Consider the following 12,216-nt stretch of genomic DNA (forward strand, 5'->3'; position numbering starts at 1 on the left):
CCTTAGCAGAACAGTGTAGGGGCGGGGCTTGTCCCAGCCCGCCGTCAGCACCGCTACAATGGTAGCTGCTGCAACGGTGGCCGTTCAATGATGCTAACGGCGGGCGGGGACAAGCCCCGCCCCTACATCGCGCCGACCTCCTTACGTCGCAACTTAGGTTATTTGGTCTGAAGCCGGATGTTGTGCAAAATACCGGGCTTTGTGGCAGGAACTATAACAAGGCTGCCGGTTGGCTGTATCTTTGTAGACCAAGCTGTAGCCCCCGTTGGGGCACCACGCAGCCCCCCACCTGCGCCACGCCAACTGACCGGGCCGTAGGTAAGGCCCTCGTTTCCTCATTAGTACCCCACCCCATGCATGCCCCCAAATTTGCGGCTTCCCGCTCCTTCCATCAGGAGCTGAAGCGGCGCACGGCCGCCTACTTTGCCGAGGCCGGCAAGAGTACCACCGGCGGCAAAGCCCTGTTTATCAAGGCTGTGCTGCTCACCGGCGCTTTCGTTGGTATTTATCTGCACCTCGTGTTCTGGACGCCCCCGGCGCTACTCGGTATCCTCGAAGCCGTCCTGCTGGGGCTGCTGGGCGCGGCTATCGGCTTCAACGTCATGCACGACGGAGCGCACGGCTCGTTCAGCAAGCGTAAGTGGATGAATCAGTTTGCCTCCTTCACGCTTAACGTAATGGGCGGGAACTCCTTCATGTGGCACAACAAGCACAACCTCATCCACCACATGTACACCAACGTGGAGGGCGTCGACGACGACCTTGATGCCCAGCCTTGGCTGCGCTTGAGCCCCGAGCAGCCCCGCCGGCTGCTGCACCGCTTCCAGCACCTCTACTTTTGGTTTTTCTACGCCCTGCTGTTCATCGCCTGGATTTTCTTTATGGATTACCAGAAGTATTTCAAGGGCAAAATTGGCGAGATGCCCATCAAGAAAATGACGGCCTCCGACCAGGGCGTGTTCTGGGGCTTCAAGGCTCTGCATCTGGTGTTGTTCGTCGGCCTGCCCATCTGGACGGTGGGCTTCGTGAGTTGGCTGATAGGCTTTCTGGTATTTATGGCCGTAGCCGGCTTTACGCTCAGCATCGTGTTTCAGCTGGCGCACACCGTTGAGCATACTTCCTTTGTTGTGCCGCACGAAACCACCCGTAAAATCGAGGATGAGTGGGCTATCCACCAGATTCGGACCACCGCTAACTTCGCCACCGATAACAAGCTCATCAGCTGGCTGGTAGGCGGGCTCAACTTCCAGGTTGAGCACCACCTGTTCCCCAACATCTCTCATGTACATTACCCGGCCCTCAACAAAATCATCCGCCAGATGTGTCTGGAGTTCAATGTGGAATACAACGAGTACCCCAAGATGCGCTACGCCGTAGCCTCGCACGTCGCCCACCTGCGCGAGCTGGGCCGCCGGTAGGGTTTGTGTGAGCTACTAGCTTTTGGCTTTCGCTCGGTAAGGCTGTGCACCACTGCCCAATAAATAAGTTTGAAAGATCAAAAGGCCCGTTCTGCGCTTCGCAGGACGGGCCTTTTGGCATCTTAATTAGAACGAAGCTAAGCGTTTCACTTCAGCCGACAGCTCTGAACCTACCCCCGCACCTTACCGCGTTTCACCAAGTAGGCGTGCAGCACTTTATCGAACGGTTCGCGGGTATCGACCGGCACGAAGTCGATTTTGTACTGGGCGCAGCGCAGGGCTAACTCGTGCTCGTAGGTGCGCATGGCGGCCTGGTATTGCTCGCGTACCTGGTTGGGCTGTAGCTTCAGGGTCTGGCCGGTTTCGAGGTCCTCGAACAGATACGGACGGTCCTGGAAGCTGAAGTCGGCCTCGGTCGTGCGGTCCATGATGTGGAAGAGCAATACCTCGTGGTGCTGGTGGCGCAGGTGCTGCAGCGCGGCCAGCATGTCGTCCTGCTCGGCAGGGGCGCGGCCCAGCATATCGGAAAATAGCACCACCAACGAGCGTTTCGGGATTTGCTGGGCGATGGTATGGATGACTCCCGCTACATCGGTGCGGGCCCGGCCGGGAGCAACGGGCCGCTCCAGCAGCTGTTGCAGCGTAAGCAGCAGCGTGTGGCGGTGGGTGCTGGTCGAGCGCACCGGCGTCTGCAGCTCCACAGTGTCGGCAAACGTAACGAGGCCCACCGCATCGCGCTGCTTTTGCAGGAGCGTGGTGATGGCCGCCGCGCACAGCACCGCGAAGTGCAGCTTGTCGTGGCCGGGAGCGGGGTAGTACATGCTCGGGCTCACATCAAGCAGCAGGTGGCAGCGCAGGTTGGTTTCTTCCTCGTAGCGCTTCACAAACAACTTATCGGTGCGGGCAAACACTTTCCAGTCGAGGTGGCGGGTGCTTTCGCCGGGGTTGTAGAGGCGGTGCTCCGAAAACTCGACCGAAAAGCCGTGGTAAGGCGACTGGTGCAGGCCGGTAATAAAGCCTTCAACCAGCTGGCGGGCCAGAAATTCGAGGTTGGTGAAGGAGCGGACAGCAGCTAAATCGAGCGGTTGGGCCATGGCGGGCAGGGGTGGGGCAGGATAAAAAGCAAGATACGGCCGAATCGGACGCGACCTGGGGTAAGGCCGTGTGGCGTATGGTGCGGCACAACGCAGTACGGAAGAGGTGTACCCGTTATAATCTTGTTTTGGCGTAGCTACTGGTTTAAAATAGATAATTCACAATCCCGGTAGAAATCAATTAACAGCTGATTTTTACCGCCGTTGCAGGATAACAGGAAAAATAAGGCTCCGGAACTTCCTAATCTTGTGGCAACTCCGTATTTTGCGTTCGACTTAGATCATCTTGGAAAAACCAAACTTTAACGGAAAGGACAGTGGAAGACCGCTACGAACAGGAAGAAATTTACTCCCAACGCATTAAAGCCGGAAAGCGCACGTACTTTTTCGACGTGAAAGCCACACGCGGGCAGGATTATTATCTGACCATCACGGAGAGCAAACGCCGCCTGCGCGACGACGACACGTTTTCTTACGAAAAGCACAAGATATTCCTGTACAAGGAGGACTTCCTCAAGTTTGTGGATGCCCTGCAGGACGCCGTGGACTACGTGCGCGAAGAGCTGCTGACGGCCGAAGAAGTGGCCGAACTCGACCGCCCGCGCCCCGCTTACGAGGAACGCGAAAACCGCGGCGACAACAGCTACAATACCCCCGACGCTACCTACTAACCCTCCTTACAGCCCCGCGCCTACCGAAACAAGCTTTACGCATACCCGCACACAGCAGCGCGTGCCCGGCTTCGGCCGCGGCACGCGCTGCTGGTTTGTACCCGGCTCGTTTGGGCTGGCGCGTGCTTTCCTTGGAAAAGCCCCGTACCTTTGCCCCCTGAATTGCGGGGCAGCCTGCCTGGGCAATTCTTACTTCTACTCCTCCATTTTAATTCCAGAACATGGGTCTCCGCTGCGGTATCGTCGGCCTGCCGAATGTTGGCAAATCCACGCTTTTCAACGCTCTTTCCAACGCCAAAGCCGAATCGGCCAACTACCCGTTCTGCACCATTGAGCCCAACGTGGGCGTGATTACGGTGCCCGACGAGCGGCTGCGGATTCTGGAGGAACTCGTAAACCCCAAGCGCGTACTGCCCACCATTATCGAGTTCGTCGATATTGCCGGCCTAGTGAAGGGCGCTTCCAAGGGCGAGGGCCTGGGCAACAAGTTTCTGGCTAACATCCGCGAGGTTGATGCCATTATCCATGTCGTGCGCTGCTTCGATGATGAGAACATCGTGCACGTAGCCGGCGGCGTCGATCCGGTGTTCGACAAAGACGTGATTGACACCGAACTGCAGATCAAGGATCTGGAGAGCGTAGATAAAAAGCTGGCCAAGTCGGAGCGCTCGGCCAAAAGCGGCGACGCGGCGGCCAAGAAGGAAGTGGTGGTACTGCAGAAGTTCAAGGATGCTTTAGAGGCCGGTCAGAATGCCCGCGCCCTTGCGGCCACGCCCGAGGAGCTGGAGGCAGTAGCCGATTTGCAGCTGCTCACCATCAAGCCCGTAATTTATGTGGCCAACGTGGACGAAGGCAGCATCCAGAATGGCAATGCCCACGTGGCGGCCCTGCAGGCCCACGTGGCCCAGGAGGGCGCCGAAGTGGTGCTGGTGTCGGCCGCCATCGAGTCGCAGATTGCCGAGATGGAAGACCCCGAGGAAAAGGAAATGTTCCTGGGCGAGTATGGCCTTACCGAGTCGGGCCTCAACCGCCTTATCCGCGCCTCCTACTCGTTGCTCAACCTGATTACTTACTTCACGGCCGGCGTGCAGGAAGTACGTGCCTGGACGGTGCATAAGGGCGACAAGGCCCCCGCCGCCGCCGGCGTTATCCACTCCGACTTTGAAAAAGGCTTCATCCGCGCCGAGGTAATCAAACTGCCCGATTACCAGCAGTATAAAACCGAAGCCAAAATCAAGGAAGCCGGCAAGATGGCCGTGGAAGGCAAGGAATACGTGGTGCAGGACGGCGACATCATGCACTTCCGCTTCAACGTGTAGTTGCAGGCTTATAAAACCGTCATGCTTCGACTGCGCTCCGCTTCGCTCAGCATGACGCTTGGTTTCTTTTCCAATCTTCTCACGACCTCATGGACGTAAAGGACAGCAACGGCAACCTGCTCGGCGAGGGCGACTCGGTAACGCTGATCAAGGACCTCAAGGTGAAGGGTTCCTCGCTTACGCTCAAGCGCGGCACGGTGGTCAAAAACATCCGCCTCACCAACAGCCCCGCCGAAATTGAGGGCCGGGCCGGCGGCAGCACCATGGTGCTGAAAACCGAGTTCCTGAAGAAGGCGTAACCGCTCTGTAGTATGCCGCTGTGGTTTTGCCGCGTCTGCGGCCTCGATTACGACGAGTCGCCTTGGGGCCCCGCGGGCCGCACGCCCGACCACACCCTATGCGGCTGTTGCGGCACTGAGTTCGGGTACCACGATGCCACGCCCGACGCGGCCCGGCAGTTTCGGGCGCAGTGGCTGGCCGCCGGAGCCGGCTGGTTCTACCCCAACCTGCAGCCTGCCAATTGGCAGCTAACCGAACAGCTGGCCCAAATTCCGGTTGCTTATCAATAACCTGTAATTACCGCGTCGTTTACTTATGGGAGTTGTTGAGAACCTGCTGTTTGCCCTGCCCGTCTGCCTGATTTCGGCGGTGATTACCGTTTACATTGCCCACATGTATGGGCGGCGGTTCTGGCCCTGGCTGCTGTTCGGTTTCTTCGTGCCCTTCATTTCTACCTTCATAGCCATTGCCCTAGGCATCCGCGACGCCCGCCGGAATGGCGAGTGAATAAGCCAGCCTGAAACAGCAGAGAGCCTCTGAAGTCCTTACAGGCATCAGGGGCTCTCTGCTGTTTCAGGCTGTTTCACCGCTTCACCCCAACGACTGCCACAGATACTTGCTGGCCAGCGTGCGGTAGGGGCGCCAGGGCTCGGCCAGCTCGGTCATGCGCTGGAGTAGAGGCCGGCCGGTTTCTTCGAGGCCGTAGTGGCGGCGCATGGCATTCTGGATGCCCAGGTCGCCCTCCGGAAATACGTCGGGCATATCCAGCGCAAACATGCACAACATCTGGGCTGTCCAGCGGCCTACGCCTTTTATCTGGGTCAGGTGCCGGGTCAGCTCTTCCTCGTTTAGCTGGTTGAGGCGGGTGTGGTCGAGCTCATCGCACAGGGCAAAATCGGCAATGGCGCGCAGGTAGCCGGCTTTCTGACGCGAGAGGCCGGCCGTGCGCAGCTCCTCATCTGAAAACGCCAGCAGCGCTGCCGGCTCGGGGTAGCCTTCGGGGCCGAACAGGGCCTGAAACTTGCGCCAAATGGCCGCGGCTGCTTTGGTAGAAATCTGCTGGCTCACGATGGCCCGTAGCAGGCCCAGGTACAGGTCTTCGTGGGCCGCGGGAGCAATGGGCCGGCCGGCATCAAGCAGTAGGGCCAGTACCGGGTCGGCGGCGCGCAGGTGCTGCACGGCGGCTTCGGAAGCGGAGGTGGGCATGGGGCGGGAGGTAAGGGGCTAATCCAGATCAATATCGAGCGGCGAGGTAGGCACCCGGAATTCGGCCAGCACCTCGCCGGCAGGTGAGAGGCGCACCCCCGTCAGGCCCCGGTTCAGGTAGGCACCGGTATCAATGTACAACGTATCGGTGAGCGAATCGAGCAGGATTTCACCGTCGGGCGTGGGGGTGTGGCCCACCACCTGGCGGCGTCCTTCCAGAGCCAGCAGTGGCCCGCGCCGCCACAGCACGCCGTCGGGGTCGGTGGGCTCCAGGGGCGTGGGCGTAGCGGCAAAACCGGCGTGGCTCACTACCACCTGGTCGTTGGTCCAGAACAGGGGCCGCTCGTGCAGCCAGGCCAAGTGCTCGCGCAGCATAGTGGGCCGGCCCCGGTACTGGTCGACGGTGGTCTGGCCTCCCCAGCTCAGCCATGCCCGGTACGGACCGTGTGGGCCGTAGTGGCGCAGCATGCAATGCTCGTGGTTGCCCAGCAAAAACACCGTGCGGTCGGGGTGAGCGGCTTCCAGCTCGCGGGCCAGGGCCACGCACTCGGGTACGCCGTGGCCCCGGTCTACCAGGTCGCCTACCTGCACCAGCAGCTCCTGTTTCGGCTGCCAGTGCCGCAGCACCGCCCGAAACGTGTGGTAGCACCCGTGCACGTCGCCGATAACGAATAAATTCATAGTTGGATAGCTGTAAGCCGCAAACTACAAGCTCTCTGCACAGGCTTGCAGCTTGTAGCTTGCGGCTTACAGCTTAAAAAAGCTAGTGCATTCCCGGTTCAGACGTCGTGCTGAGCCCCAGTCTCTTCACCAGTGGCCCAATGGTAAGACCCTGCACAATGATGCTAAACACCACCACCACGTAGGTAGTGCCCACAATCAGGTCGCGCGGCATAGTATCGGGCAGCGAAAGGGCCAGGGCCACCGAAATGCCGCCCCGCAGGCCGCCCCAGCTCAGCACTTTCAGCGTATTAAGGTCGAAATCGGTGCGCTTGCGCAGAAAGCTGAGCGGCAGGGATACCGAAATGACGCGGGCCAGCAGCGTAAGAAAAATGGCGGCCACGCCCACCAGCAGCACGGCGTTGCTGATGTCGAGGATCAGCATTTCGAGGCCGATAAGCACGAACAGCACGGCGTTAAGGATTTCGTCGAGCATCTCCCAAAACTTATCCAGGTACTCGCGCGTCAGGTCCGACATGCCCTTGGAGCGCCCCTTGTCGCCCACAATCAGGCCCGCCACCACAATAGCCAACGGCCCCGAAGTATGCAAGGCCACCGCCAGAGCAGTACCCCCCATCACCAGGGCCAGCGTAATGAGCACTTCTACCTTGTAGTTGTCGATGGTGCGCAGGGCCCAGTACGCAGCATAGCCCAGCGCCATGCCCAGCAGAATACCACCCGCCGCCTCGCGCAGAAACAGCTCGCCGATAAACGAGGCCGAGGCCTTATCGGTACCATTCAGGGCAATCTGGAACAGACTGATGAACACCACCACCGCAATGCCATCGTTGAAAAGCGACTCGCCCACAATCTTGATTTCCAGATTTTTACTGATGCGGGCCTGCTTGAGAATGCCCATCACGGCAATAGGGTCGGTGGGCGAAATAAGGGCCCCGAACAGCAAGCAGTAGATGTAGTCCGTGGGGAATCCCATCAGGGGCAGCAGGTAGTACATACCGGTAGCCACCAGCACCGTCGAAAGTAGCGTACCCACTACCGCCATGGTGCCCACCGCCCCACGCTCGGCCCCCAGGGTGCGCACATCAACGTGCAGGGCCCCGGCAAACAGCAGGAAGCTCAGCATCACGTCCATCAGCACGTCATGAAAGTCGATGCCGCGCACCAGCTCGCCGGCCGTAAGCACCCACTGCACCCCCAGCCGCCCCAGCCCGATGGCCAAAAGCGAAGAAACCAGGGCTAGGATCATGAGGCCAATAGTGGCGGGCAGGCGCAGAAAGCGGTGGTTGACGTAGCCGAAAGCGGCGGCTATTACCAGCAGCAGGGTAAGGGTATTATATAATTCCATGCAGATGAAAAAGGGCGGAAAGTGTCGTAAATGACGCGAATTCAGAATAAATCAGTGAACTGCTGCCGGACTGCAGAGCGGTAAGAGTACGTCATTCAGAGCGCAGCGAAGAATCCCGCGTGCCACGGTAGCTCTTACTTACAGGATTACTTTGGCACGCGAGATTCTTCGCTACGCTCTGAATGACGTTCCATCGTCACTCCCTACAGCCCAGCCAGCACCGTTTCCACCCGGGCCAGCATGGCATCGTCGATATCGAGGTGGGTTACGAAACGAATCAGCTGAGGGCCGAACGAGGTGGCCCGGATGCCGTGCTGCTCCAGGTGCGCCAGAAAATGCTCGGCGGGCATTGTATCGGCGAGGCGGAAGATGACGAGGTTGGTTTCGACGGGCAGCACCTCCGTTACGTAGGGGCGCGCCGCCAGCGCCTCGGCCAGCTGCCGGGCGCGCCGGTGGTCGTCGGCGAGGCGCGCTACGTTGTGTTCGAGGGCATACAAGCCGGCCGCGGCCAGGTAGCCGGCCTGCCGCATGCCACCGCCCATCACCTTCCGAATACGCTTACACTTCTCGATGTAGGCCGCCGAACCCAGCAGCACCGAGCCCACCGGCGCGCCCAGGCCCTTGCTCAGGCACACCGAAATGGTATCGAACAGGCGGCCGTATTCGCGGCCGTCCTGGCCGGTGGCTACCAGGGCATTGAATACCCGGGCTCCATCGAGGTGCAGGGGCAGGCGGTGGCGGCGGGCTACGTCGGCCAGGGCTTCCAGCTCGGGCAGGGCATAGCAGCTGCCGCCGCCGCGGTTGTGGGTGTTTTCAAGCGAAATCAGGCGCGTAATTGGGTAATGCACGTTTTCGGGGCGGATGGCGGCCTCCACCTGCGCGGCCGTCAGGCGGCCCCGGTCGCCGGGCAGCAGGGCCACCGAAGCGCCCGAATGGAAGGCAATGCCGCCCACTTCCCACAAGTAGATGTGCGACGTCTGCTCGCAGATAACCTCGCTCATGGGTTCGGTATGGGCTTTGATGGCCACTTGGTTGGTCATCGTGCCCGAGGGGCAGAACAGGCCGGCTTCGAGGCCGAAGCGGGCGGCCGTTTCGGCCTCCAGGGCCCGCACGGTGGGGTCTTCGCCGTACACGTCGTCGCCGACCGGGGCCTGGAACATGGCCTCCAGCATGGCGGGCGTGGGGCGGGTAACGGTATCGGAGCGCAGGTCGGCGGTGGGGTGGGTCATGGCAGGTAGAAAAGGTAAAATCGGAGAAAGGTTTTCGGGTGTCAAATTTAGTCGTTACTTTTGCCCCTCAATTACCGAAAGACTTAACCGACCCGGAAAAAATGAGCGTTACCCGTCTGAAGCGGAAGCACCGCAAGAACATTGCCCGCGCCAACAACAAGCAGCGCATCATCAAGCAACTCCTCCTGACCCCCGTTCTGAAGAACGTGGACCTCGACGAGCTGAAGTCGCGCTTCGGCCAGAGCGAAGCCAAAACCGAAGCCGCCGCCTAATTCGCGCCGCCTCTGGCTGCCCGTATCCCGGTGTCGGTGGGTTTGCTAGCCAGCCTTTTCAAAGTGCCTCCTCTGTAGCAGAGGAGGCACTTTTTGGCTTATTGGTGTACTGCACAACAGCGCGTGCCGCCGTTATTGGCTCATGCCGCGCGGCCCCAGCTCTACAGCTTGCAGCTGTTGCACCTTGCCGGCTGCTACCTCGAACAGCAGCAGTGTACGCACTTTATGAAACCCGTGGCGGCCGGCCGCACCGGGGTTAAGGTGCAGTAGCTGGCGGGCTTTGTCGGGCATTACTTTGAGGATGTGCGAGTGGCCGCTGATAAACAGCCCCGGCCGGTGCTCCTCGACCAACGCCCGGCCGGCGGGGCTGTAGTGGCCGGGGTAGCCGCCAATGTGCGTCATGAGCACCCGCAGGCCCCCCAGCTCGAAGCTTTGCACCAGTGGCTGGGTCAGGCGCACGTCGCGGCCGTCGATGTTGCCGTACACGCCCCGCAGTGGCGCCAGTTGCTCCAGCTGCTCTACTACGGCCGCGTTGCCAAAGTCGCCGGCGTGCCAGATTTCGTCGCAGCCGCGCAAATGGTGCAGAATCCGGTCATCGAGGTAGCTGTGCGTGTCGGAGAGCAGGCCTATTTTTTTCATGCAACGAAGAAAGGGCGAAAAGCCGGGATAGTGAAACGGGGTGTTTGCCAGATGCCAGCACTGGCTACGTGCCCGGCACCCTGGTTACCTGCTCCCCGGTCTCTTGCTGTTCAGTTCCCTGTCAGCCCAACCCAACCGGCTACTTCGCGTATCTTGCCCGGCCCGGGGCCTTTTCGTTTCCGGAGAAATATGCTGTGCTTTGCAGCCAGACGCTTTCGTTTTCACCCGCCTCCTGCTCACCCCGCCGAGATGAACGTTTTCATCAACGACATTCCGCTGATAATTAAAAAAAACAGCGAAAAAATTTACAAGCACAAGTACGACCTGATTCTGAATCCGGAAGACGAATTTTCGTCGAAGGACTTGGTTGGCGACGTACTGGTGCGCGACGTAACCGATGGGTTCGTTGACCGGCTGCTGCGGCTGATGGAGGTGAAGAAGCTCAAGAAGCTAACCTCGCTCACGCTGCTGGCCCGCAAGAAAAAGCGCCTCATTCTGCACCTCAAAGACCAGTTCCGCATTGTGAAAGCGGCCGGCGGACTGGTGGAAAAGGATGGTATGGTACTCATGATTTTCCGGCTGGGCAAATGGGATTTGCCCAAGGGTAAGCTCAAGCGCGACGAAGACCCGGCCCTGGGGGCGGTGCGTGAAGTGGAGGAGGAGTGCAATGTGAAGATTGAGTTGGGCGAGAAGCTGCCCAGCACCTGGCACTCTTACGCCTACAACGGCAACAAAATCCTCAAAAAAACGAATTGGTATAGCATGCCTTGCCTCGACGATACGCTCATGAAGCCCCAGGCCGAGGAGTACATTGAGGAAGTACGTTGGATGACGCCCCAGGAGGCTTTGGCTGTGCTCGATAACTCGTATGCCAGCATTGCCTTAGTAGTGCGGCACTACCTGAGCAAGATGGCCGGCCAGACGTCGTCCAGCCCCGAAAAAACAGCTTAACTCCAGCCTTAACTCTGTTTCTTATGCGTTCTACTCTATACTTTGCTCTTGTCTTTCTGGCGGCTCTTGCCACTGCCTGCAGCGGCTCGCAGGTAGCGGGCGAAAAAAGCGCGCCTGCCACCGGTAGCCCCGAAACCGGCCGTAGCGCCTCCGTCGATGTACCATCCCTGATGGGCCGTAACATCGACCAGCTGCGCCGTACGCTGGGCGCCCCCAAAGAAACCCGCGAGCAGGAAATTGGTCTGGAGCCCACGGCCACTCAGATGAAGGCAACCCGGGGGAAGGACTGGATCAATACGTTTGAGCGCAACGGCACGACCCTGGTTGTAACCTTTGATGCCAGCACCCGCAAAGTGCGCGACATTGTGCTGCTCGGCAGCGACGAAGAGCAGCTGATGCGCGAAGCCAACCTGAGCCTTACTTCGGCCGATTATCTGGTGTTGCCCGTTATGAGCCCGAACAACAGTACCGAACTCATTGGCATGCGCGTAGTAGCCCGGCGCTAACGGGTAGCTCAGCTACTGCCAGCCAACAGAAATGCCGCCGGATTTCTCTTGCAAAGGAGAGGTCCGGCGGCTTTTACGTTGGCTAATGGATTGATTTAACCCCCAGGCTTCGGGAGGGCGAAGGGCACGAAGTCGTCGACGTTTCCTCCGAAACGGTGTATTTCTCGGATAATGGTGCTGCTGATGGCAGCCAGGGTGGGGGAGGTGATGAGAAATACCGTTTCGAGGGCCGGGTTGAGGTGACGGTTGGCCTGGGCAATGGTATTCTCGTATTCGAAGTCGGTGGTGTTGCGCAGGCCGCGTAGCAAAAAATTGGCGTTTACCTCGCGGGCGAAGTCGGCCGTCAGGCCCTGGTACTCCCGCACCGACACCCGCGGCTCGTCCTGGAAAACATCCTCTATCATGCCAATCATCTGCTCTACGGGCAGGTAGCGCTGCTTGCTGCTGTTGTTGCCGATGGCAATAATGACTTTATCAAACAGGGCCGTACCCCGCCGCACCACATCGAGGTGCCCGTTGGTAAACGGGTCGAAAGAGCCGGGAAACAGGGCAATACGCATGGGGCGGGAAAATGAGGTGTTGGGGTTCAGAACGGAAAAAGGAGCC

The 12,216-nt window shown here is 59.6% G+C and carries 16 protein-coding genes; 9 read left to right on the forward strand and 7 right to left on the reverse strand.

Features of this window, described 5'->3' with window-relative positions:
• The first annotated feature begins 353 nt into the window (after window positions 1-353).
• Entirely contained in the window at window positions 354-1,418 is a 1,065-nt protein-coding gene (locus J7E24_RS02820) for a fatty acid desaturase family protein (RefSeq protein ID WP_215134923.1), read from the forward strand.
• A gap of 170 nt (window positions 1,419-1,588) precedes the next feature.
• Here the strand turns inward: J7E24_RS02820 and J7E24_RS02825 are convergent, their stop codons facing one another.
• A complete protein-coding gene (locus J7E24_RS02825; protein WP_215134925.1) occupies window positions 1,589-2,512 on the reverse strand; it encodes a DUF58 domain-containing protein in 924 nt (307 codons plus the stop codon).
• 317 nt (window positions 2,513-2,829) lie between these two features.
• Between J7E24_RS02825 and J7E24_RS02830 the strand changes: the two genes are divergently transcribed.
• The 5 genes from J7E24_RS02830 (at window position 2,830) to J7E24_RS02850 (ending at window position 5,288) form a co-directional block, all read left to right on the forward strand.
• Window positions 2,830-3,183, forward strand: a complete 354-nt coding sequence (locus tag J7E24_RS02830) for a DUF3276 family protein (RefSeq protein WP_215134927.1) — start codon at window positions 2,830-2,832, stop codon at window positions 3,181-3,183.
• Window positions 3,184-3,404: 221 nt separating this feature from the next.
• Window positions 3,405-4,502, forward strand: coding sequence for a redox-regulated ATPase YchF (gene ychF / locus J7E24_RS02835; protein ID WP_215134929.1), 1,098 nt, complete (start codon window positions 3,405-3,407; stop codon window positions 4,500-4,502).
• Window positions 4,503-4,591: 89 nt separating this feature from the next.
• On the forward strand, window positions 4,592-4,801 hold the full coding sequence (locus tag J7E24_RS02840; RefSeq protein WP_215134931.1) for a zinc ribbon domain-containing protein YjdM: 210 nt from the start codon (window positions 4,592-4,594) through the stop codon (window positions 4,799-4,801).
• Window positions 4,802-4,813: 12 nt separating this feature from the next.
• Window positions 4,814-5,071, forward strand: coding sequence for a hypothetical protein (locus tag J7E24_RS02845; RefSeq protein ID WP_215134933.1), 258 nt, complete (start codon window positions 4,814-4,816; stop codon window positions 5,069-5,071).
• Window positions 5,072-5,096: 25 nt separating this feature from the next.
• Window positions 5,097-5,288, forward strand: coding sequence for a hypothetical protein (locus J7E24_RS02850; protein WP_176906539.1), 192 nt, complete (start codon window positions 5,097-5,099; stop codon window positions 5,286-5,288).
• A gap of 84 nt (window positions 5,289-5,372) precedes the next feature.
• On the opposite strand, the gene J7E24_RS02855 is transcribed toward J7E24_RS02850, so the two are convergent.
• The 4 genes from J7E24_RS02855 to J7E24_RS02870 form a co-directional block, all read right to left on the reverse strand.
• Complete coding sequence (locus J7E24_RS02855) at window positions 5,373-5,987, reverse strand: DNA-3-methyladenine glycosylase family protein (protein ID WP_215134936.1); 615 nt, start codon at window positions 5,985-5,987, stop codon at window positions 5,373-5,375.
• A gap of 18 nt (window positions 5,988-6,005) precedes the next feature.
• The gene (locus J7E24_RS02860; RefSeq protein ID WP_215134938.1) at window positions 6,006-6,668 is read right to left on the reverse strand and encodes a metallophosphoesterase; all 663 of its coding nucleotides are present in this window, start codon (window positions 6,666-6,668) and stop codon (window positions 6,006-6,008) included.
• 82 nt (window positions 6,669-6,750) lie between these two features.
• Window positions 6,751-8,013 carry a cation:proton antiporter gene (locus J7E24_RS02865; RefSeq protein ID WP_215134940.1) on the reverse strand — a complete coding sequence of 421 codons (1,263 nt, stop codon included), beginning with the start codon at window positions 8,011-8,013 and terminating at the stop codon, window positions 6,751-6,753.
• A gap of 203 nt (window positions 8,014-8,216) precedes the next feature.
• A complete protein-coding gene (locus J7E24_RS02870; protein ID WP_215134942.1) occupies window positions 8,217-9,242 on the reverse strand; it encodes a threonine aldolase family protein in 1,026 nt (341 codons plus the stop codon).
• Window positions 9,243-9,343: 101 nt separating this feature from the next.
• Here J7E24_RS02870 and J7E24_RS02875 point away from each other — a divergent pair, with 101 nt between their 5' ends.
• A complete protein-coding gene (locus J7E24_RS02875; protein ID WP_177189680.1) occupies window positions 9,344-9,514 on the forward strand; it encodes a hypothetical protein in 171 nt (56 codons plus the stop codon).
• Window positions 9,515-9,646: 132 nt separating this feature from the next.
• Here the strand turns inward: J7E24_RS02875 and J7E24_RS02880 are convergent, their stop codons facing one another.
• Complete coding sequence (locus J7E24_RS02880) at window positions 9,647-10,153, reverse strand: metallophosphoesterase family protein (protein ID WP_215134944.1); 507 nt, start codon at window positions 10,151-10,153, stop codon at window positions 9,647-9,649.
• A 249-nt stretch (window positions 10,154-10,402) separates the two neighbouring features.
• Here J7E24_RS02880 and J7E24_RS02885 point away from each other — a divergent pair, with 249 nt between their 5' ends.
• Together J7E24_RS02885 and J7E24_RS02890 are read left to right on the forward strand one after the other, a co-directional pair.
• On the forward strand, window positions 10,403-11,104 hold the full coding sequence (locus J7E24_RS02885; RefSeq protein WP_215134946.1) for an NUDIX hydrolase: 702 nt from the start codon (window positions 10,403-10,405) through the stop codon (window positions 11,102-11,104).
• Window positions 11,105-11,127: 23 nt separating this feature from the next.
• The gene (locus tag J7E24_RS02890) at window positions 11,128-11,610 is read left to right on the forward strand and encodes a hypothetical protein (protein WP_215134948.1); all 483 of its coding nucleotides are present in this window, start codon (window positions 11,128-11,130) and stop codon (window positions 11,608-11,610) included.
• A gap of 95 nt (window positions 11,611-11,705) precedes the next feature.
• Here J7E24_RS02890 and coaD read toward each other — a convergent pair whose 3' ends face one another.
• Window positions 11,706-12,170 (reverse strand): pantetheine-phosphate adenylyltransferase, encoded by a 465-nt coding sequence (gene coaD / locus J7E24_RS02895; RefSeq protein WP_215134950.1) that lies wholly within the window; start codon window positions 12,168-12,170, stop codon window positions 11,706-11,708.
• Window positions 12,171-12,216 lie beyond the last annotated feature (46 nt).

Origin of the sequence: Hymenobacter sp. ISL-91 (assembly GCF_018613725.1) — a bacterium.
Lineage (GTDB): Bacteria > Bacteroidota > Bacteroidia > Cytophagales > Hymenobacteraceae > Hymenobacter.

Bases quoted from the DNA above. Each gene is read 5' to 3' on its own strand.
- J7E24_RS02890 (WP_215134948.1), top strand. From the start codon at position 11,128: ATGCGTTCTACTCTATACTTTGCTCTTGTCTTTCTGGCGGCTCTTGCC.
- J7E24_RS02870 (WP_215134942.1), bottom strand. From the start codon at position 9,242: ATGACCCACCCCACCGCCGACCTGCGCTCCGATACCGTTACCCGCCCC.
- coaD (WP_215134950.1), bottom strand. From the start codon at position 12,170: ATGCGTATTGCCCTGTTTCCCGGCTCTTTCGACCCGTTTACCAACGGG.
- J7E24_RS02860 (WP_215134938.1), bottom strand. From the start codon at position 6,668: ATGAATTTATTCGTTATCGGCGACGTGCACGGGTGCTACCACACGTTT.
- J7E24_RS02885 (WP_215134946.1), top strand. From the start codon at position 10,403: ATGAACGTTTTCATCAACGACATTCCGCTGATAATTAAAAAAAACAGC.
- J7E24_RS02845 (WP_215134933.1), top strand. From the start codon at position 4,814: ATGCCGCTGTGGTTTTGCCGCGTCTGCGGCCTCGATTACGACGAGTCG.
- J7E24_RS02840 (WP_215134931.1), top strand. From the start codon at position 4,592: ATGGACGTAAAGGACAGCAACGGCAACCTGCTCGGCGAGGGCGACTCG.
- J7E24_RS02855 (WP_215134936.1), bottom strand. From the start codon at position 5,987: ATGCCCACCTCCGCTTCCGAAGCCGCCGTGCAGCACCTGCGCGCCGCC.
- J7E24_RS02820 (WP_215134923.1), top strand. From the start codon at position 354: ATGCATGCCCCCAAATTTGCGGCTTCCCGCTCCTTCCATCAGGAGCTG.
- J7E24_RS02875 (WP_177189680.1), top strand. From the start codon at position 9,344: ATGAGCGTTACCCGTCTGAAGCGGAAGCACCGCAAGAACATTGCCCGC.
- J7E24_RS02880 (WP_215134944.1), bottom strand. From the start codon at position 10,153: ATGAAAAAAATAGGCCTGCTCTCCGACACGCACAGCTACCTCGATGAC.
- ychF (WP_215134929.1), top strand. From the start codon at position 3,405: ATGGGTCTCCGCTGCGGTATCGTCGGCCTGCCGAATGTTGGCAAATCC.
- J7E24_RS02825 (WP_215134925.1), bottom strand. From the start codon at position 2,512: ATGGCCCAACCGCTCGATTTAGCTGCTGTCCGCTCCTTCACCAACCTC.
- J7E24_RS02850 (WP_176906539.1), top strand. From the start codon at position 5,097: ATGGGAGTTGTTGAGAACCTGCTGTTTGCCCTGCCCGTCTGCCTGATT.
- J7E24_RS02865 (WP_215134940.1), bottom strand. From the start codon at position 8,013: ATGGAATTATATAATACCCTTACCCTGCTGCTGGTAATAGCCGCCGCT.